The sequence below is a fragment of the Bacillus sp. FJAT-29814 genome (assembly GCF_001510715.1).
In the GTDB taxonomy this organism is placed as follows: domain Bacteria; phylum Bacillota; class Bacilli; order Bacillales; family Cytobacillaceae; genus Neobacillus.
In genome coordinates this window covers 460,810-479,962 of record NZ_LMTJ01000005.1, presented here as the reverse complement: position 1 = coordinate 479,962, position 19,153 = coordinate 460,810, and the positions used below count along the sequence as shown (strand labels likewise).

21 protein-coding genes are annotated in these 19,153 nt (G+C 42.9%); all 21 read right to left on the bottom strand.

All coding sequences use genetic code 11. From position 1 onward, the window contains the following. Positions 1-118: 118 nt before the first annotated feature. Entirely contained in the window at positions 119-1,405 is a 1,287-nt protein-coding gene (gene spoIVB / locus AR334_RS14780; RefSeq protein ID WP_066312467.1) for a SpoIVB peptidase, read from the bottom strand. A gap of 122 nt (positions 1,406-1,527) precedes the next feature. Further along, positions 1,528-3,216 (bottom strand): DNA repair protein RecN, encoded by a 1,689-nt coding sequence (recN, locus tag AR334_RS14775; RefSeq protein WP_066312463.1) that lies wholly within the window; start codon positions 3,214-3,216, stop codon positions 1,528-1,530. A 16-nt stretch (positions 3,217-3,232) separates the two neighbouring features. Further along, a complete protein-coding gene (gene argR, locus AR334_RS14770) occupies positions 3,233-3,682 on the bottom strand; it encodes a transcriptional regulator ArgR (RefSeq protein WP_066312460.1) in 450 nt (149 codons plus the stop codon). Positions 3,683-3,822: 140 nt separating this feature from the next. Beyond that, complete coding sequence (locus tag AR334_RS14765) at positions 3,823-4,653, bottom strand: TlyA family RNA methyltransferase (protein ID WP_066312458.1); 831 nt, start codon at positions 4,651-4,653, stop codon at positions 3,823-3,825. 3 nt (positions 4,654-4,656) lie between these two features. Then, positions 4,657-6,552: a 1-deoxy-D-xylulose-5-phosphate synthase gene (gene dxs / locus AR334_RS14760; RefSeq protein WP_066312453.1), complete on the bottom strand. Its 1,896-nt coding sequence runs from the start codon at positions 6,550-6,552 to the stop codon at positions 4,657-4,659. 186 nt (positions 6,553-6,738) lie between these two features. Next, positions 6,739-7,635: a polyprenyl synthetase family protein gene (locus tag AR334_RS14755; RefSeq protein ID WP_066312446.1), complete on the bottom strand. Its 897-nt coding sequence runs from the start codon at positions 7,633-7,635 to the stop codon at positions 6,739-6,741. Continuing rightward, positions 7,635-7,868, bottom strand: a complete 234-nt coding sequence (locus AR334_RS14750; RefSeq protein WP_066312440.1) for an exodeoxyribonuclease VII small subunit — start codon at positions 7,866-7,868, stop codon at positions 7,635-7,637. Before AR334_RS14750 ends, AR334_RS14755 begins: the two co-directional genes overlap by 1 nt. Next, positions 7,858-9,216, bottom strand: coding sequence for an exodeoxyribonuclease VII large subunit (gene xseA / locus AR334_RS14745; RefSeq protein ID WP_066312435.1), 1,359 nt, complete (start codon positions 9,214-9,216; stop codon positions 7,858-7,860). The genes AR334_RS14750 and xseA overlap by 11 nt, the downstream gene beginning before the upstream one ends. A gap of 134 nt (positions 9,217-9,350) precedes the next feature. Next, on the bottom strand, positions 9,351-10,205 hold the full coding sequence (gene folD, locus AR334_RS14740) for a bifunctional methylenetetrahydrofolate dehydrogenase/methenyltetrahydrofolate cyclohydrolase FolD (RefSeq protein ID WP_066312431.1): 855 nt from the start codon (positions 10,203-10,205) through the stop codon (positions 9,351-9,353). 36 nt (positions 10,206-10,241) lie between these two features. Continuing rightward, the gene (gene nusB, locus AR334_RS14735) at positions 10,242-10,640 is read right to left on the bottom strand and encodes a transcription antitermination factor NusB (RefSeq protein WP_066312429.1); all 399 of its coding nucleotides are present in this window, start codon (positions 10,638-10,640) and stop codon (positions 10,242-10,244) included. Between the two features lie 161 nt (positions 10,641-10,801). Beyond that, positions 10,802-11,209 (bottom strand): Asp23/Gls24 family envelope stress response protein, encoded by a 408-nt coding sequence (locus AR334_RS14730; RefSeq protein ID WP_066312427.1) that lies wholly within the window; start codon positions 11,207-11,209, stop codon positions 10,802-10,804. Between the two features lie 26 nt (positions 11,210-11,235). Beyond that, positions 11,236-12,591, bottom strand: coding sequence for an acetyl-CoA carboxylase biotin carboxylase subunit (accC, locus tag AR334_RS14725; RefSeq protein ID WP_066312425.1), 1,356 nt, complete (start codon positions 12,589-12,591; stop codon positions 11,236-11,238). A 12-nt stretch (positions 12,592-12,603) separates the two neighbouring features. Then, positions 12,604-13,116 (bottom strand): acetyl-CoA carboxylase biotin carboxyl carrier protein, encoded by a 513-nt coding sequence (gene accB / locus AR334_RS14720; protein WP_066312424.1) that lies wholly within the window; start codon positions 13,114-13,116, stop codon positions 12,604-12,606. Between the two features lie 216 nt (positions 13,117-13,332). Next, positions 13,333-13,878 (bottom strand): SpoIIIAH-like family protein, encoded by a 546-nt coding sequence (locus AR334_RS14715; protein ID WP_066312423.1) that lies wholly within the window; start codon positions 13,876-13,878, stop codon positions 13,333-13,335. Positions 13,879-13,893: 15 nt separating this feature from the next. Continuing rightward, positions 13,894-14,544: a stage III sporulation protein AG gene (gene spoIIIAG, locus AR334_RS14710; protein ID WP_066312422.1), complete on the bottom strand. Its 651-nt coding sequence runs from the start codon at positions 14,542-14,544 to the stop codon at positions 13,894-13,896. Then, entirely contained in the window at positions 14,537-15,166 is a 630-nt protein-coding gene (gene spoIIIAF, locus AR334_RS14705) for a stage III sporulation protein AF (protein WP_066313864.1), read from the bottom strand. Before spoIIIAF ends, spoIIIAG begins: the two co-directional genes overlap by 8 nt. Before the next feature lie 18 nt (positions 15,167-15,184). After that, positions 15,185-16,384 carry a stage III sporulation protein AE gene (gene spoIIIAE, locus AR334_RS14700; RefSeq protein ID WP_066312419.1) on the bottom strand — a complete coding sequence of 400 codons (1,200 nt, stop codon included), beginning with the start codon at positions 16,382-16,384 and terminating at the stop codon, positions 15,185-15,187. Between the two features lie 38 nt (positions 16,385-16,422). Continuing rightward, entirely contained in the window at positions 16,423-16,812 is a 390-nt protein-coding gene (gene spoIIIAD, locus AR334_RS14695) for a stage III sporulation protein AD (protein ID WP_301337170.1), read from the bottom strand. A 16-nt stretch (positions 16,813-16,828) separates the two neighbouring features. Then, on the bottom strand, positions 16,829-17,032 hold the full coding sequence (gene spoIIIAC / locus AR334_RS14690; RefSeq protein ID WP_007084610.1) for a stage III sporulation protein AC: 204 nt from the start codon (positions 17,030-17,032) through the stop codon (positions 16,829-16,831). 11 nt (positions 17,033-17,043) lie between these two features. Then, entirely contained in the window at positions 17,044-17,559 is a 516-nt protein-coding gene (gene spoIIIAB, locus AR334_RS14685) for a stage III sporulation protein SpoIIIAB (protein ID WP_066312414.1), read from the bottom strand. After that, positions 17,560-18,477, bottom strand: a complete 918-nt coding sequence (gene spoIIIAA / locus AR334_RS14680; protein ID WP_066312412.1) for a stage III sporulation protein AA — start codon at positions 18,475-18,477, stop codon at positions 17,560-17,562. Positions 18,478-19,153 lie beyond the last annotated feature (676 nt).

Below are 19,153 nucleotides of genomic sequence, written 5' to 3'. Positions count from 1 at the left end.
CATTTTTCTTACATATTCGACGAAAATCGCCCTTTTTCCATTTTTATACTGCTTTTTGTCGAAAAATATTGACGAAAAAAGAAGCAAAATAGGCAATTATCCCTATTTTGCTTCCTGATTAACTTGCCTTATTTTTAGGCATCTCATATATGTTAATTCCGGCTTCATTTAGCATCCATTCAATGTGAACTCCATAACCAGAGGTCGGATCATTGACAAAAACATGGGTGACTGCTCCAATGAGCTTGCCATTTTGAATTATTGGGCTGCCGCTCATTCCTTGAACAATTCCCCCTGTCTTTTCCAAAAGCTTAGGATCAGTTACTTTAATAACCATCCCTTTGGTAGCCGGAAACTTTTGCGGAATTGTACTGACAATTTCAACATTAAATTCTTCGACCTTGTCATCATTTACTACTGTCAAGATCTTGGCTGGCCCCTCTTTTACCTGGTGTGACAAGGCAATCGGAAGCGGCTTATCCAAGACGCCATTCTTTAAATCCTTATTTAATTCGCCGAATATCCCAAATGGGCTGTTCTTCTTAATATTTCCAACCACTTCGCGATCTGATGAAAATCGGGCGAGTTTTTCTCCAGGATCGCCGTTGCTGCCTTTTTCAATGGAAGTGACGGTTGAGCGGACAATTTGTCCATCTTCGACCACAATCGGCTGTTTTGTATCCATGTCGGAAATGACATGGCCAAGTGCACCGTATTTTTTCGTTTGCGGATGAATGAATGTCATCGTCCCGATTCCTGCTGCGGAATCCCTAATATATAAGCCAAGTTTATAGGTGTTTTCCCCTTTGTCTTTTAAGGGAGTTAGTTTTGTTGTAAATTTGCCGGACTCCCGGCTGATGACCATATCTAACGGTTTTTCTTCTTGCCCTGCTGCCTGAACATATGGTGCGACATCTGTCATTTTTTCTATCTTATTTCCATTGATTTCGGTAATAATATCTCCGACCTTAATTCCTGCAATTTCACCCGGAGATTTTTTTCCATCTGCGGTGTTCACCAAGTGGTGGCCTACAACTAAAACACCGACTGTATTCAATTTTACGCCAATTGATTGTCCCCCAGGAATGACACGAAAATCCTTTAAGACATTTACATCGACTTTCTTAACCGGAATGCCGGCAAATTCCAAAATCATTTCATCTTTGCCCTGTACCGCTGCCTGAAAAGAAACAGAATGTTTTTCCTGATCAAGGGTATTCAAATTGTGAGAAACTAAAGAGGCTGTAACCGGTGCAGCCTTTTTAAAGGTATAATCCTGTCCTTCAAATACGGTAATGCTTTTGGGGATGCTTAAAAACTCACGCATTGGCTGAAAAAAAATTAGGCTTATTAATGAAACAAGGAGAATTCCACCAATAGTTTTTCTAAATATATCTAATTTCAAACTTTTCACTCTCCTCGCTTCTTTTTCTGCAGTTGAAAATGGCTACATCTTTAATTTTGCCTCCTTGACAATCATTTATAACTTTGTTCTATATAAAAAAGCTACCCAAGATGGATAGCATTTCAATTTTTTTTATTTTTTACAGCTATTTGCAGTAATTCCTCTGCATGTTGTTTGGTTAAATCGGTTATTTCGGCACCCGAAATCATCCGGCCAACCTCTCTAATCTTTTCCTGCACATTTAATGGCTTGACAGAAGTCGTTGTCCTGCCCCCCTTAACAAGCTTGGAAATGAACAAATGAGTATCTGCCATCGCGGCTACCTGCGGCAAATGTGAAATGCATAAAACTTGGGAATTGATGGCCACTTTATAAATCTTCTCAGCTATTGCCTGGGCCACCCGGCCACTAACACCAGTATCCACTTCATCGAAAATAATCGAGGTAACGCCCTGATGCTTCGAAAAAATACTTTTGAGACCAAGCATAATTCGTGACAATTCCCCGCCCGATGCCACCTTGGATAAAGGCTTTAATGGTTCCCCGGGATTGGTTGAAATAAAAAATTCCGCATGATCTGCACCGGTTTTGGAAAAGTGGTCGGTTTCCGTTTCAAAACGGATTTCAAAGATTGTTTTTTCCATGTACAGTTCTTTTAACTCTTTATGGATTAACCCTGTCAGTTTTTTTGCCCACTTTTGTCGAAGTTCAGTTAAAAACTTAGCCTCGAGGCTTAAGTCCTTTTTAACAGAAGCTAATTCTTTCTGCAGTTCATCAATCCGTGTTTCCTTATTTTGCAGTGTTTCGATTTCTTCTTCAATTTTCGCGGCATATTCGAGAATTTCCTGTATCGTCTTGCCATATTTTCGTTTTAACTGATTGATTTCATTCAATCGGTCTTCAATTTCATGTAACCTTTCCGGATCAAATTCCAACAGGTCAAGTTCATTCCTTAATGACCGAGTGGCGTCTTCCAATTGATAGAAGCTGTTTGAAACATTTTCGAACATTTCTTTATAGCCGGGGTCCAGGGCAGCGGCAGCTTCGAGGTGCCCCATTGCCATGCCAATCCAGTCCAAACCCTTTTGATCACCATTTAAGGCATTATGGCTTAACTGGAAGGCTTCATATAGTTTTTCAAAATTCGCCAACCTTCGTTTCTCTTCCAACAATTCCTCATCTTCATTGAGCTTTAGATTGGCTTTTTGAATTTCATTTAATTGAAACATGATCAAATCCAAGCGATGAGCCATTTTCTGGTCATTCTCACTTAAGGCTTTCAGTCTTTGTCTCGTCTGTTCGAAGCGTCGAAAAACTTCTTGATATTCATTAATCGCTGGGAAGATTTCCTCTGCGCCAAATTGGTCGAGCAACGGCAAATGCCTTGTTTCATCCATCAATTCCTGATGTTCATGCTGTCCATGGATGTCAACAAGAGCGGCGCCAATTTCTCTAAGAGTGGAAATGGTGACAAGTTTGCCATTGACCCGGCATATGCTTTTTCCTGTCTTGGAAATATCGCGGCGCAAAATAATTGTGCCTTCTTCAATATCAATGCCAAATTCCAATGCTTTTTTACAAACGGGATGCTCGGCATCGTCAATTTGAAACAGACCCTCCAGTTCTGCCTTTTCTTCACCATGACGGACAAATTCCGCCGACCCCCGGGCACCAGTCAGTAAATGAACGGCATCAATGATTATGGATTTTCCCGCGCCTGTTTCTCCAGTTAATACTGTTAAGCCTTTATTGAAAGAGATAGAAATTTTTTCAATAATGGCGAAATTTTTAATGGATAATTCTGCTAACATGAAACATTCCCCCAGATTAGAGCATTTCTAGGAATCGGTTTGTGATGGTTTCTGTATCTTCCTGCGTCCGACAAATAATGAGAATCGTATCATCTCCGCAAATCGTTCCGACTATTTCATCCCAATCCAAATTATCGATTAAAGCCCCTATCGCCATCGCATTTCCTGGCAGACTCTTCATGACGAGCAAATTACCCGCGGAGTCAATCCGTACGAAGGCATCGACCAGTGCCCTTTTTAGTTTTTGCAGCGGGTTAAAACGCTGGTCGGCAGGCAGACTGTATTTGTAGCGCCCATCACTTAACGGGACTTTCACTAGATGCAATTCTTTTATATCCCGAGACACGGTGGCCTGGGTTACATTATACCCGGCATTTTTTAATTCATCGACCAATTCGTCCTGGGTTTCAATATCATTGCTGGCAATGATTTCTCTTATTTTGATATGACGTTGACCCTTGTTCATGGTTCCACTCCTACGCATTTTGGACTATATTTCACCTAATATTATGTTAGCCCATTTTGGCAAACTTGTACATTTTTTATTTATAAAAATACAGCGGTATACAAAAAAATAAAAAAGAAGTAGGCAAAAAATGCCTACCCCTAATCTTGCTTTGAATGAAATTCTTTATGCGCTTCGGTGACGATATCAACTGGCTTTACAGGAAGTTGATTAATACCCGTTTCCCGCGCGCCTTCCCACTTGAGATGGAGCAGGAATTCGATATTCCCATCGCCGCCGGTAATTGGCGAATAGGATAAATTGGAGATGACATATCCCTCCCCAACTGAAAAATCAATGATTTTATCTATTACCTGAAGGTGCACCTTTTGGTCACGGACAATGCCTTTCTTCCCAACCTGTTCTCTTCCGGCTTCAAACTGAGGTTTTATCAGGGCAACTACGTCGCCTCCAGGGACAAGCAGTGTTTTTAACACTGGCAGTATTAAGGTCAAAGATATAAACGAAACATCAATAGTAGCAAAATTCGGCATTTCCCCGGCTAAATCAGCAGGAGTGACATAGCGGAAATTGGTTCGCTCCATGACAATAACCCGAGGATCCTGGCGCAATTTCCATGCCAGCTGATTATAGCCGACATCGAGTGCATAGGACATTTTAGCGCCATTTTGCAGGGCGCAATCAGTAAAACCCCCAGTTGAGGAACCAATATCCAGCAATACCTTTTCTGCCATGCTGACATCAAAGACCTTTAAAGCTTTTTCAAGCTTTAAGCCGCCTCGGCTGACATAGGGAAGAACATTCCCCTTCACGGTCAATGGGATATCCGTTTTGACTTTTTCCCCAGGTTTATCCATCCGTTCTTGGTTTGAATAAACAAGGCCTGCCATGACGGCGCGTTTCGCTTTCTCCCTAGTCTCAAATAAGCCCCGTTCCACTAGCAAAACATCCAAACGTTCTTTTGTATTCATTGGTTATGCCCTTTGCTGTTTTTTTCGTGCCAGAATTGAGATTCTATTGACTGCCTCTTCAGCTGTTAAGCCAATTTCTTCAAGAAGAGAATTAACATCACCGTGTTCGATGAATTGATCTGGTATCCCCATGCGATCAATTTGAGCGTGGCAATACCCCAGCGTCTGGGCGGACTCAAGCACGGCACTGCCGAAGCCCCCTTGTAAAATGGCTTCCTCAATCGTAAGGATCGGCATATTGTCCGCGAACAGTTCCGCAAGCATTTTTTCGTCCATCGGCTTGATAAACCGGGCATTGACAACTCTCACAGAGATCCCTTGCTTTTCAAGAATCATTGCCGCTTCCATTGCCATCGGAATCGTCGTTCCAAAGGTTAAAATCGCAGCATCGTCCCCCTGTTTTAAAACCTCCCAGGTCCCGATCGGTATGCTTTTTAGCTTTTCATCCATTGGAACACCGACTCCGTTACCGCGCGGGAACCTCATAGCGATTGGGCCGTCATCATAATTCAAGGCCGTATAAACCATATGCTGTCCTTCATTTTCATCCTTTGGCATCATCAGGACAATGTTCGGGACATGTCGTAGAAAGGCAATATCAAATACGCCTTGATGGGTTTCACCGTCAGCGCCGACCAATCCGGCACGGTCAATTCCAATAAATACATTCAGGTTTTGTCGGCAAATATCATGCACAACCTGGTCATAAGCGCGCTGCAAAAAGGTGGAATATATCGCCAAAAATGGTTTCATATTCTGTGTGGCAAGTCCTGCGGCAACCGTAGCAGCATGCTGTTCGGCAATACCGACATCAAACATTCGATCAGGAAATTCACTTGCAAAGCCCTCAAGCTTTGAACCTACCGGCATGGCAGGCGTAATCGCCACAATTCTTTCATCCTCCCGGGCAAGGCGGCGCACTGTTTCACTTACAAGGCTGCTCCAGGCTGGAGGCTGCTTCGTATTTGGCTTAACAAAATCCCCCGTGTCCATTTTGTACGGTCCGGTTCCATGCCATGTTCCTTTCTTATCGGTCTCGGCAGGTTGAAAACCTTTTCCTTTCTTGGTGATGACATGAATGAGCACGGGACCTTCCGTCTTTTTCGCGTAGGTGAAGTTCTCAAATAAATCATCATAGTTATGGCCATCAATCGGGCCAAGATAAGTAAAGCCCAATTCTTCAAAAAACATCCCAGACACCAATAAATATTTCAGGCTGTCCTTAATCCGTTCTGCAGTGGCAGCCAGTTTCCCACCGACCGCAGGAACTTTCTTCAATAACATTTCCAGCTCGTCTTTGACCCAATTATATTTCCCAGCGGTCCGTAATTGCCCAAGAATATTGTGCAATGCTCCAACGTTAGGGGCGATTGACATTTCATTATCGTTTAAAATAACAATCATGTCTTTTTTCTCATGCCCGATATGGTTGAGCGCTTCTAGAGCCATCCCCCCGGTTAAAGCACCGTCGCCGATGACAGGAACAACAAAGTGTTTTTCCTTTTTTAAATCCCGGGCAATCGCCATTCCCATCGCCGCGGAAAGAGAAGTGGAGCTGTGGCCGGTCTCCCAGACATCATGCTCGCTTTCAACCCGTTTAGGAAAGCCGCAAAGTCCCTTAAACTGTCTTAATGTATCAAATTCGCAGGCTCTTCCCGTTAAAATCTTATGGACATAGGATTGGTGTCCGACATCCCAAATAATTTTGTCACGCGGGCTATCAAAGCATTTATGTAAAGCGATTGTCAGTTCAACCACACCAAGATTTGGGCCAATATGGCCGCCGGTAACAGAAAGCTTTTCAATTAAAAATTGGCGTATGTCCTGACTTAAAGACTCCAATTCTTTGTTGCTCATACTTTTTAAAAATGCCGGGTCTTTTATGTTTAATAGATCCATTTACGGACCACTCACTTTCATACTTTTTCTTCGTCCCAGGCAGTTAATCTAAAAGACGGTTTGATTTAAAAACCCGGGCTCTTAAAAAATAGCCGCTAACACAACTGTGATAACGGCATTGACAACGGTTTCGACATTGAAACCAATTATAACACAGTTAATTTCCTGCCTCAAATGCCTGGATGCTTAATGATCCCGGGATGCCACCAATTCGGCTAGCTCCACCAGAAGGTTTATATTTAATCCCGTTTTCTGCAGATTTTCCTTTGCCGCAGTGATTTGCTTGGTTAATTCGACTTTAGCCCCTTCCAATGTTAACAGTTTCGGATAGGTGCTCTTCAAGTTAGCCGTGTCACTTCCTACTTTTTTCCCAATCAATTGCTGGCTGCCAGTTACATCCAAAATATCATCCTGAATTTGAAAGGCAAGCCCTAGATGGTGGGCAAAAGCTGACAGGAATTCCATTTGGTTTTGATTTGCCCCTGCAATGATGGCCCCGGCCAAGACACTATAGCTCAATAGTTTACCGGTTTTATGAATATGGATATATTCCAGCTCCTGAAGGGATAGAAACTTGTCTTCTCCTTCCATATCGGCCACCTGACCGCCAACCATTCCTTCTGCTCCGGCTGCTTTAGCCAATTCCACAACAAGCTTTATTTTTGTTTCCGGAGGTACCGATTCATTTGGAAGCTTTCCGATTACTTCAAAGCTGTAGGTTAATAAAGCATCCCCTGCTAGCGTGGCAACAGCATCCCCGAAAACCTTGTGATTGGTCGGCTTGCCTCTTCTAAGATCGTCATTATCCATGCTTGGAAGGTCGTCATGAATCAGTGAGTAGGTATGAATCATCTCAATCGCACAAGCGGGAAATAAGCCCTTGCGCGGATCCTCTCCAAATGCTTCCAGGGTTGCAAATAACAAAAGCGGACGGATTCTTTTGCCGCCGGCCTTAAGCGAATAGACCATTGATTCTTTTAATATGGAAGGAGCATTTAGCTTTTCAACCAATGTACGAAGCTCATGATCCAAAAGAAGCTTATATTCATGTGCAAATTGATCTAATTGCCTGGTTTCCAACATTACTCCTCCTCATTAATAGAAAAATTATCTGTACGTCCATCCTCCGTTATGATTTTCGTAATTTGTTCCTCAACATTTTTCAGCTTGTCATGACAAAGCTTTGAAAGTTCCATGCCTTCCTTATAGTAAGTGATTGCTTCCTCAAGAGGGACATCTCCCGCCTCAAGCTTATCAACAATTTTCTCAAGCTTCGACATTGCCGTTTCAAACGAGATGGTTTGCTCATTTGCCATTATTTTCGCTCTCCTTTATATTCTCCACTTTACAAAAAAGGCTTCCATCTGACAGCTGAATCTGCACCTGATCAGATACCTTTACTTGATTGACACTTTTAATTAACCCGTTATTGCTGGTATACGCTACGCTGTATCCACGTTCCATAATTTTCAAAGGACTTAGAGCCTGCAAGGTGGAAATGATCCGGTCAAAATCTGTTTGTTTTTTCCCAAGGGTTTGTTGCATTGCCCTGTTCATATCTTTTTGTGTCCGTTCAAGTTGCTTTTTTGCTTCAGTTAACGCTTCACTAGGATGATTGCGCTGCAGACGTTTATAAAGCACTTCATGTTGTTCCGATTTTTTCGAAAACATTCGGGTGGTTCCGCGAACAAGCAGTTCTGTCAGTTTATCGACCTGTTCCATTTTTTGTTCATAAAGCCGCTCTGGATATCGAAATGCGTACGACCTTTCCATACGGGCCAGCCGTTCACTTTCGAAGCGCAGTTTTTCCTTCATTGCTCTAATGAGCCTTGTTTGCCGCTGCAGCACCCGGTCCATCAGTTCATCAATATGGGGAACAGCCAATTCGGCGGCCCCAGTTGGTGTGGGCGCTCGAAGATCAGCGACAAAATCAGCAATGGTAAAATCCGTTTCATGCCCAACTGCGGAAATAATCGGGATCCTTGAGGCATAAATCGCCCTGGCTACCAGTTCTTCATTAAAAGCCCACAGTTCCTCAATGGAGCCACCGCCGCGGCCGACAATCAATACATCTATTTCGCTCATTCTATTGGCTTTATCAATAGCCCCAGCAATCGAAGGGGCGGCATTTTCGCCTTGAACCAAAGCTGGAAAGACAATAATTGTGGCAATCGGATACCGTCTTTTGATTGTTGTAATGATATCCCTTATGGCTGCACCAGTAGGGGATGTGATTACTCCGACTGTTTTTGGAAAAGCCGGCAATGGTTTTTTTGTTTCGGCAGCAAATAATCCTTCCGTTCCCAGCTTTTGTTTTAATTGTTCAAATGCCAGAAACAGTTCCCCGATACCATCCGGCTGCATTTCTTTAATATAGATTTGGTATTGTCCGCTCGATTCATAAACGGTGATATCGCCTCTAACGATAACCTTCATCCCATTTTCCGGAACAAACTTCATCGCCCGGGAATGACTCGAGAACATGACCGCAAGAATTCTGGCCTTATCGTCTTTTAAAGTAAAATACATATGGCCGCTCGAATGCTGTTTAAAGTTTGATATTTCGCCTCGGACATGAAGATCCTGCAAATGCGGGTCGGCATCAAATTTTCTTTTTATGTATTTTGTTAAAGCATGCACAGATAAATATCGTTGCTCCTGCATAACGATGTTACTCCTTTTGGAACCCATTGTTTAATCTGTTAAGAATAAAACTGTCCTTATCCATTATATAGTCAGCTCTTCCTTATGTCAGCCAAGAAGAAACTAATCATAATCGGATAAGGACAATCTGTTTATTAGCGATTCAGGCTTTCAACTGCAGATTTTAAGGTATTGTACATTAGCATTGTGATAGTCATCGGACCCACACCTTTAGGAACAGGAGTGATGTAACCGCATTTTTGGCTAACTTCATCAAATGCAACATCCCCGCAGAGCTTCCCAGCATCATTACGGTTAATACCGACATCGATGACAACAGCGCCCTCTTTGACATGTTCGGCCTTAATAAAGTTCGGTATACCAACGGCAGCAATCAGGATATCTGCCTGGCTGGTATGTTTTACTAAATCTTTTGTTTTGGAGTGGCAATACGTTACCGTTGCATGTTGATTCAAGAGCAGTTGTCCTACAGGCTTGCCGACAATATTGCTTCTGCCGACAACAACGGCATGCTTGCCGGCAACAGAAATTCCCGTCTCTTCAAGAAGCACCATAATACCATAGGGAGTGCACGGCAGAAAGGAATTTTGGCCCGTCATCATCCTGCCGATATTAATTGGATGAAACCCATCGACATCCTTGAAAGGAGAAATGGCTTCAATGACCTTTGTTTCATCAATATGTTTTGGAAGCGGGAGCTGAACCAAAATCCCGTGGATTTTCGGGTCGTTATTTAGTTCATTAATCCTTGAGAGCAACTCTTGCTCCGACACCTCTTCAGCCATTTCGATTAACAGCGAATGCATACCCAGTTCCTGACATGTCTTTTGTTTATTCGTCACATATGTACGTGAGGCATGATTGTTTCCGACCAAAATTACCGCCAATCCCGGCGTTACGCCCTGACTTTTTAATTCTTCAACCTCTTTGGCAATTTCAAGCTTTTTTTTTGCGGCAATGTCTTTACCATTAATAATAACAGCAGTCATTTTCTTCTCTCCCTTAAGTGAAGAAGACCCAATCAATTATTCTTGAATAAGCGTTTGTTTTACCTTTGAAAGCACTGCATTGATAAATTTGCTTGATTGGTCATCTCCGTATATTTTTGCAATTTCAATGGCTTCATCCAATATTACATTTTCCGGTATCTCAGGCTGAAAAAACTTCAATTCATAAACCGCAATTCTTAAAATGTTGCGATCCACAGCTGCTAATCGTTCAATTGACCATTTTTCGAGATTGTCACTAATTAGCTTGTCAATTTCCTCCCGCTGCTCTGTCACTCCTAAGACAAGCTTTGAAAGGTAGTCGTCACCCGCCTTGCCCTCCAATACATGCTCAATGGCTTCTGTTGGTTCTGTTTTGCTGATATCAATTTGAAAAAGTGCCTGTAATGCCTTTTCCCTTGCTATTCTTCTTTTCATTATACCTTTAACTCCTTTAGAGAAATTAGCTATTTTATGAATATTTTCATACATAAATATAGTATTTAACTATACGCATAAAAATAATAGCATAAGTAAGCAGGATTCGCATACAAGCGTCAGTAAAAAAGAAAACCAAAGGAGAGGGTCCTTTGGTTTTTTTATACTTCTTCTTCGATTACCGTTTCCTGTTTTGGCGTTTCAAATTGAACGCCGACAATATGAATGTTAACTTCTTCCGCCTCCAAAGCAGTCATATTCAATAAGGCTTGGCGGATATTTTCTTGGATCTTGCCGGCCACCGTTGGAATCGAGATGCCGAACTTCATGACACAATACACATCAATTTTGATACCAGTCTCAGTTAATTCGACTTTGACACCCTTACCGTGATTTTTTTTGCCAAGCCGCTCCACAACACCAGCTGCGAAGTTTCCGCGCATACCGGACACACCTTCCACTTCGGATGCGGCAATCCCAGCAATCACTTCAATTACTTCAGGAGCAATTTCAATTTTGCCAAGACTGTTACTTCCCTGATCCATTTCCAAAATACTGAATTCACTCATCAAAAACACCTCCAGTTCTTATTTGGCTAAACTGACTTCATAACATCGTATAACTCGAGGAATTTCGTATTGAACGCGCCTTCCACGAATTTTTCATGTTCCATGAGCTTTAAATGAAACGGAATCGTGGTATGAATCCCCTCAACAACAAATTCGCTCAGGGCACGTTTCATACGGGCAATCGCCTCATCCCTTGTACTTCCATAGGTGATGACCTTTGCAATCATCGAGTCATAATATGGAGGTATGGAATAGCCGGGATAAGCGGCAGAATCAACACGTACACCAAGTCCTCCGGGAGGCAGGTACATCTTAATTTTTCCGGCTGAAGGAAGAAAGTTCTTTTCAGGATTTTCAGCATTGATGCGGCACTCGATTGCCCAGCCGTTAAACGTGACATCAGCCTGGGTCAATGTTAATTTTTCACCGTTTGCCACACGAATTTGTTCCTTAATGAGGTCCACTCCGGTAACCATTTCAGTTACAGGATGTTCGACCTGAATCCTGGTATTCATTTCCATGAAATAGAACTTGCGATTGCGGTAGTCATATATAAATTCTACCGTTCCTGCCCCTGAATAATCAACTGCTTTTGCAGCTTTTACTGCGGCATTTCCCATTTCGGCGCGAATTTCTCCGTCCAAGGCAGGTGAAGGTGTTTCTTCCAGCAATTTCTGAAGCCGGCGTTGGATGGAGCAATCCCGCTCTCCTAGATGAATCGTGTTACCGTAATTGTCACCAAGGACCTGAATTTCAACATGGCGGAAATCCTCAATAAATTTTTCAATATAAACTCCTGGATTTCCAAAGGCGGTCAATGCTTCCTGCTGGGTAATAGTAATCCCTTTTACTAATTCCTGTTCATCTCGGGCAACGCGGATTCCTTTACCGCCGCCGCCTGCTGTTGCTTTTATGATGACTGGATATTCGATTTTTTCTACAAGTTCAAGTGCCTCATCAATGTCATTGATAATCCCGGTTGAACCAGGAACAATCGGTACGCCTGCCTCGCGCATTGTTTCCCTGGCAATGTCCTTTGTACCCATCTTGGTTATTGCCTCCGGACTTGGCCCGACAAAGGTTATGTTACACTCACGGCATAGCTCGGCGAAATCGGCATTTTCTGCGAGGAATCCATAGCCGGGATGAATCGCGTTACAACCGGTCAGTTTTGCGACACTAATAATATTGGTGACATTCAGATAGCTGTCCTTTGATGAAGTGGGACCAATACAGTAAGCTTCATCGGCCAGTTGAACATGAAGGGCTTCACGGTCTGCCTCAGAATAGACAGCAACAGACTCAATCCCCATTTCCCGGCAGGCACGAATAATCCGAACTGCAATTTCCCCTCTGTTTGCAATTAACAGTTTTTTAATCATTTGTTACGCTCCTTATTCAGGCTTCACTAAAAACAACGGCTGTCCGTATTCAACTAACTGTCCGTTTTTAGCGAGAACTTCTACAATTTCCCCGTCTACTTCCGCTTCGATTTCATTAAATAACTTCATCGCCTCGACGATACAGACGATGGAATCCTTTGAAACCTTTGACCCGACCTTGACATATGCATCTGCATCCGGGCTCGGGCTTGCGTAGAAGGTCCCAACCATCGGGGATGTGATCTTTTGAAGGGTAGCCTGTTCATCTGCTGCTTCTGCTTTTGGCGATTCCTGGATTGTTTCCTGGACAGCAGCAATAGGCGCCGCTTGCGGTGAGGAAACTGGTTGAATTGGAGCGGGAGCCGCTTGAACAGCAGGCTGTGTTGCCGGTTGTACTGCTGTAACGGTTACTCCGCCATTTTTCTTCATTTTGATTTTTGAACCGTCATTTTCATATACAAATTCATCAATGCTTGATTGGTCTACTAATTTAATTAATTCTCTGATTTCTTGTACCTTTAACATAATTAGGTTACACCCCTCGGAATACTTTTTAAGACTAGATACTAATACTATACCTTAATACTTTGTAAAAGTTCAATAACCTTCCTTCAACCATGTAAACAATTTCACCCAGGCCCTCACTTTTTATCTTAATATTTTTTAATTAAAAAGTGAAATTTGACTGTAGGAAACCAGGGCAAAAAAAAGGAAGCATGGTTAGCTTCCCTTTTAAAATCATTATTTAGCCGGCTGAAAAGTTACGGCAACGAAATTGCTGTCACTGATTTCTTTTTTCACTTCCAGAATAATTTTATTTGCTTCAGCCTTAGTATGCTTCTTCTTTGATTTAACGGTGACGCTGACCTTTTCTCCATCTGCTCTGACAAGGGCATCCTCATAGCCCATTGCTTTAATCATCGTCTCAAGATACTCTTCTTTTTGGGAAATATCCCTTAATCGATCAATCTCATCCTTTGCCTTTAACCGGTCATCAGCGGGCAGGCTCGTTGTCCCCATTGTTTCTGTTAATTCTTCCCTTTGCTTGCTCCTGGATTCCTCAAGCTGCATTCTCAGTTCTTCAAATGCAACGTCACCGGCAACAGTCGATACAACGGTTTTGCCATCTTTCGCTTCCGGTTTTGTTTTGGTTTGTTTTTGTCCCTTTTGTTCCACCGCAGTGAGGTCATTTGCTTTTTGTTCCGGTGAGGTAATGTAATAGACTGATAAGACAACCACTAAACTTAACATTGTTAGTAACCAAACTGTTTGTTTTTTCAATAGCATTCAGAACTTCCCCCTTTATTTTTTAGGCAAGACAGCTACCCTGTGGCTTGGTACATCCAAAGCCCTCGTCACTGCCTCGACAATCCATTTTTTTACTTGAATATTATCGGCACCCTTTGCTACAACCAGAACCCCGCGAATATTCGGCTTTTTGGTCTCCACCACAATCGGTACTTCCTTTTCCCCATTTCTGATAATGACAAGTTGTTCATCTTCGGAAGTTTCCTGCACTTTCCGTTGACCGCCTTCGCGGTCTCCTTCCTCAGTTGTTTGGGATTTTACGCTGCTGTTCTTTTCAAAAACCTTTCGGTCGGTTGAATCAATATTAACAACGACGGTCACATCATTTACCCCAAGCATTTCTTCAAGGGCCTGTTTTAGCCGCTCCTCATATTTTTCTTCATATTCGGCAATCGTCTTATTTCCGGCACTTTTTTTCATACCGAAGGCTTCGACGTCTTCCGTGTCAGCCTCTTTACCCGCTGCCGCTGGAGCGACAGAAGAGTTATTTTCAGGTTTAAAAAGAATATTACCTGCCAGCATAAACGCGGTGCCAATGCAAAGCACCAAAAGCATATACTGCATTTTTCCCGGCTTTTTTTCAGCATTCTCGTCCAATTTGAGCCACTTTTTCAACCATGATAGTGGTCCTGATCGTTTATCCATTCTTGTTCCTGATCCCCCCTTCAATCGAAACCTCTACTTTTCCTTTTGTCACATTCCATTTTTCCGATAAAAATGCTGCAACCTTTTCTGCTTCCGCTGTTGATTTTTTAGATGGAAGAGGTGTTTCCGTATTAATGACGACCGGTTTAATCGCTTCGACTGTCGTTTTGCCCGTGTCCGGATGCTTTAAAAGAACGATTACCTTTTGGAGGTTTTCAGGGTTTGCCATGTCCATTTCTTCGTCTGTTTCAAATTCAATGTTCGCGATCTCCAATCCGTATTGCTCCATCAATTCCCCCTCTGCATCCTTTTTTAGCTGGACAGCCATTTCTTTTAAAATATATGCATGCTGGGAGGCTTGTATTTCTTTTTTCTTCAAATCTATTAAATTTTTCATATTTTTTTCTCCAGGTGCCTGATAATCAGGGATGGCCGCAATGGCGCCCTCAAAATCTTTCGATATGATTTTAAAGATCGGGGTGAGAATGATTGCAATCAACAATAACCCCATCACCATTTTTGTATACTTCTGCATGCTAGAATTGGGCAGAAGCATGTCAATGACAACAGTCAACAGGACAAAGAGAATGATATTCGTTACCCATTCGGTTATAAACTCCATCATTTCAGCTACGCACCCCTATCGCATCATCATCGTTAAATTTCCTGCCGCCACGATGACAGTGATACTCAAAAAAAACATAAGCGAGACAATTCCCAGTGCCGCAAAGACATAGATCACACTCTTGCTGATAATATCCAGGCAGGTAATAATCGGGCCGCCGCCAAGAGGCTGCAGGATGGCAGCAGCAAACTTGTAGATAAACGATATCATTAAAATTTTCAGGGCCGGGAAGGCGACGATAATCAGCAGGATGGCTACACCGGCAATGCCTACAGTATTTTTCAACAGGACAGAGGCACTGACAACGGTATCCGTGGCATCGGTAAACATTCTGCCAATTACCGGGATAAAGTTGCCGGTAATAAATTTGGCGGTCCGAATCGTAATTCCATCGGTAACCGCCGCCGATGCGCCCTGCACGGAAATGACCCCAAGGAATACTGTTAAAAATAATCCCATCAAACCGATGCTCCAGTTTCTGAGTAATGCGGCCAGCTGGGTTACTTTATATTGATCTGACATCGTGCTGACAATGCTGAGCAAGGTGGCTAAAAACAACAGCGGCAGTATGATGTATTGCATGAACAAACCGCTCATGTTCATTAAGAACAAAATGACAGGATGGAAAAACGCGGCAGATATCAGCCCTCCGGTGGCGGCAATTAACGCCAGCAACAGCGGAACCAGGGCAAGAACAAAGGATATCATCGTGCCAATCGCTTCGTTTGTATAGGTGATGGCGATATGAAAGCTGTTAAGAGCCAGGATCACCAGCACCATATAAACAATGGCATATGCCACTTTACTTATATTGCTTTTTTCAAATGCATTTTGCATCGTTTGCAAAAACATGCTGAAAACAGCAAGCAGGATTAACGAACCTAGCAACTTTCCATTTGCTACAAATTCATGGAAGATAAACTTTAAAAATCCCATTCCCCATTGTTTAAAAGAAAATTGTTTCTCGCCTTTAATGAAGTCGTAAAGACTCCCTTTCTGGCTTTCGGGAAGAAAGCCTCCATATTTATCGGTAATATCCTGCCAAAATTGTTTTAGTTGGGTCAAATCCAGGTTTTCGAGCTGAGCATCTACGAGGTCCTGCGCCGCTGTCGGGGTTGAAGGCGGGGTGGATTCTTCGGCAGCTTTGACAGATTGCGCATAGAAAATAAACAATAAAAGGGTCAATATCGGAATAAGCTGCAGCCTTTGCTTCATTTTAGGACACCTCTACTTTTAGGAAAAAAATGGCGACGCTAGCTCGGAATCAGTTTGATGATTGTTTCGATTAAGACTGTCAAAATCGGAATCGCCATCGCGAGAATGATGATTTTACCGGCCAGTTCAATCTTGGAAGCAATCGCCCCCTGGCCAGCATCCTTGGTGATTTGGACGGCGAACTCCGCAATATAGGCAATCCCGATTATCTTCAGAATCGTTTCGATATAGACCAAGTTCACTTTGGCATTGATAGCCAGCCGTTCGAGCATGTGGATAATTTCATAAATCTTGTCCACCAAAAATATAAATATGGCACTCCCGACAAAGACAATTAAGAGGAATGCAATATTTGGCTTTTGTTCCTTAATGATTAAGGCAAGGAAAGTGGCAATAAGAGCTACGCCGACTATTTTTATGATTTCAATAGCAAAGCCCTCCCCTCTATTGGAACAAAAACACGGATTTAATTTTCTGGAACAGGTCGTCCACAATCGAGGCTACCTGAAACAAGATATAGATAAACCCAAATAGCGTTACCCACTGCGCATATTCCTTTTTTCCAACCTGATCCAATACCGTATGCAAAAAAGCGACAACAATGCCGACACCGGCTATTTTAAAAATGATATCGACTTCTAAACCCATTGCTTTTCCCCCTAAAATAATAAAATAATCAGCAGTAACCCTGATAAAAATCCGAGACTCTTTACCATTTTTTCATAAGTCGCCTGCGCTTGAACGGCGTCAGCTTCCTCCCTCTCAAGATGGGAAAGAGCCAGCATAATATGCTTTTGCTGGGAAAAGCGGTCATGGCGGCCAAGGGTTTCGCCAAATTGCTTCATAATCTCAAATTCGCCCTGTTTTAAAGCAGTTGTTTTCCATACCTCTCGTAAACTAGTTTCCCAAGCCTCTTTAACGGTCGTTTCGGTATCCATCAGCTTCTTGGCAAAGGTATCGAAAAATCCTGATAGGGGCTTTGACAGTTGGGCTGAAAGCCGCCTTGCCGCCTCATGCAGCGGAGTATGGCCATACATAATCTCTGCCTCCAGCGATTGAAGCGCTGAACGGAGTGCCCTAAGCTGCCTTGGCCGTTCACTAAAATGCCTTGCCGCTTCAAAACCAACGACTGTCGTAGCAACAATAATAAAAATGGCGCCAATTACTTTTACCATTTAAGTCACGCTCACTTTTCGAGACAATTCTTTTCCCGTGTCGTCGATTATTCTCGTAATTGTCCCGGGTCCCGACTTTCTGCTAAGAATCACAAAACGCTTAAAGATTTTCAGGCTGAGAATTTCCCTTAAAGAGGGCCGTTTGTTTATTTCCTCTATACTTGTCCCATGTGTCGTCATGACCAGTTTAATCCCGGCATGAACAGCCTCCTGAATCGCGTCTGCATCCTCCTTGCGGCCTATTTCATCGACAACGATTACCTCTGGGCTCATGGAACGAATCAACATCATCATCCCCTCTGCTTTTGGGCAGGCATCAAGTACATCGAGGCGGTAACCAAAAGTTAATTGCGGGACACCATTGACACATCCGGCAATCTCGCTGCGCTCATCGACTATACCAACCTTGGAGGCCGGGATCGCCCCCGTTCCTGTAGAAATCATTCTGGCAATATCACGCAGCAATGTCGTTTTTCCTGTTTGCGGCGGCCCGATTATCATGGTATTCATCCAATTTCCCTGATAAATATATGGGATAATTGGTTCGGCAATTCCCACTTTCTCTCTGGCGATACGAATGTTGAAGGAGGAGATATCTCTAATCGCCTTCACTAGGCCATTTTCGAGAATCACTTTCCCCGCAAGGCCGACTCTGTGTCCTCCCGAAACGGTAATATATCCGCGCTTAAGTTCCTCTTCCAATGCATAAATAGAGAACTGGCTAATTTTATTCATCAACTGGGAAGCATCATCAGGCTGGATAATATACGGTAAGAAGCGAGGAGCTCCCTTCATAGTGATTTCAATCGGGCGGTCAACCCGGATTCGAATTTCTTCCAATTCTTCTTTTTGATTAGGAGGGATTTGATCGACTAGGCAGGCAATTTTTTTTGGCAAAAAGTTAAGAATACTTTCCACAAAGGCTTCCTCCTTGGTTTGCTTGTCTCATTATTTAAAATGTATGCCTGCTTAGCCACAATATGACTTTCAAATGGGCCAATTCTTTTAAAAGATGCTAAATCTATTTAATTAGATTACTAGAATTAGGCAAAAAAAAGGATTGAACCTGATCAAAATTCAATCCCTAGGCTGTCAAAACTTTCTTAAGCCTTATATTTTTTCGTCTTTACAATTGACCGCAACATTTTGTTATAACACTATTAACAATTAAACTATTCGACATGTCTGTTGATGTGCGCTCCAGGCACTTCGCTTTCCGCGGGCGTTGCGGGGAGCCTCCTCGGCGCAAGCGCCTGTGGGGTCTCCCCCTGCCCCGTACTCCCGCAGGAGTCTTCGTGCCTTCCACGCAAATCAACAGGTGTTATTAATACGCTGTTTTCGTAAATATTGTTGTTTTTACTCTTAACGACCAGAGCGGTGATTTTGTATGCTATGGGTTGCACAGAATGGCTTTATGTGACCGGTTTTGCTGTTGTTTCAGTCATTTTGGTCACCTAGAACCTATCTACGTGACCGGTTTTCAGTTTTCCCAGCCATTTTGGTCACGTAGGACTTGTCTACGTGACCGATTTCTAGTTTCCCCAGCCATTTTGGTCACGTAGGACCTGTCTACGTGACCGATTTCTAGTTTTTC

Bases quoted from the DNA above. Each gene is read 5' to 3' on its own strand.
- recN (WP_066312463.1), bottom strand. From the start codon at position 3,216: ATGTTAGCAGAATTATCCATTAAAAATTTCGCCATTATTGAAAAAATT.
- argR (WP_066312460.1), bottom strand. From the start codon at position 3,682: ATGAACAAGGGTCAACGTCATATCAAAATAAGAGAAATCATTGCCAGC.
- AR334_RS14765 (WP_066312458.1), bottom strand. From the start codon at position 4,653: ATGAATACAAAAGAACGTTTGGATGTTTTGCTAGTGGAACGGGGCTTA.
- dxs (WP_066312453.1), bottom strand. From the start codon at position 6,552: ATGGATCTATTAAACATAAAAGACCCGGCATTTTTAAAAAGTATGAGC.
- AR334_RS14755 (WP_066312446.1), bottom strand. From the start codon at position 7,635: ATGTTGGAAACCAGGCAATTAGATCAATTTGCACATGAATATAAGCTT.
- AR334_RS14750 (WP_066312440.1), bottom strand. From the start codon at position 7,868: ATGGCAAATGAGCAAACCATCTCGTTTGAAACGGCAATGTCGAAGCTT.
- xseA (WP_066312435.1), bottom strand. From the start codon at position 9,216: ATGCAGGAGCAACGATATTTATCTGTGCATGCTTTAACAAAATACATA.
- folD (WP_066312431.1), bottom strand. From the start codon at position 10,205: ATGACTGCTGTTATTATTAATGGTAAAGACATTGCCGCAAAAAAAAAG.
- nusB (WP_066312429.1), bottom strand. From the start codon at position 10,640: ATGAAAAGAAGAATAGCAAGGGAAAAGGCATTACAGGCACTTTTTCAA.
- AR334_RS14730 (WP_066312427.1), bottom strand. From the start codon at position 11,209: ATGAGTGAATTCAGTATTTTGGAAATGGATCAGGGAAGTAACAGTCTT.
- accC (WP_066312425.1), bottom strand. From the start codon at position 12,591: ATGATTAAAAAACTGTTAATTGCAAACAGAGGGGAAATTGCAGTTCGG.
- accB (WP_066312424.1), bottom strand. From the start codon at position 13,116: ATGTTAAAGGTACAAGAAATCAGAGAATTAATTAAATTAGTAGACCAA.
- AR334_RS14715 (WP_066312423.1), bottom strand. From the start codon at position 13,878: ATGCTATTGAAAAAACAAACAGTTTGGTTACTAACAATGTTAAGTTTA.
- spoIIIAG (WP_066312422.1), bottom strand. From the start codon at position 14,544: ATGGATAAACGATCAGGACCACTATCATGGTTGAAAAAGTGGCTCAAA.
- spoIIIAF (WP_066313864.1), bottom strand. From the start codon at position 15,166: ATGGAGTTTATAACCGAATGGGTAACGAATATCATTCTCTTTGTCCTG.
- spoIIIAE (WP_066312419.1), bottom strand. From the start codon at position 16,384: ATGAAGCAAAGGCTGCAGCTTATTCCGATATTGACCCTTTTATTGTTT.
- spoIIIAC (WP_007084610.1), bottom strand. From the start codon at position 17,032: ATGGGTTTAGAAGTCGATATCATTTTTAAAATAGCCGGTGTCGGCATT.
- spoIIIAB (WP_066312414.1), bottom strand. From the start codon at position 17,559: ATGGTAAAAGTAATTGGCGCCATTTTTATTATTGTTGCTACGACAGTC.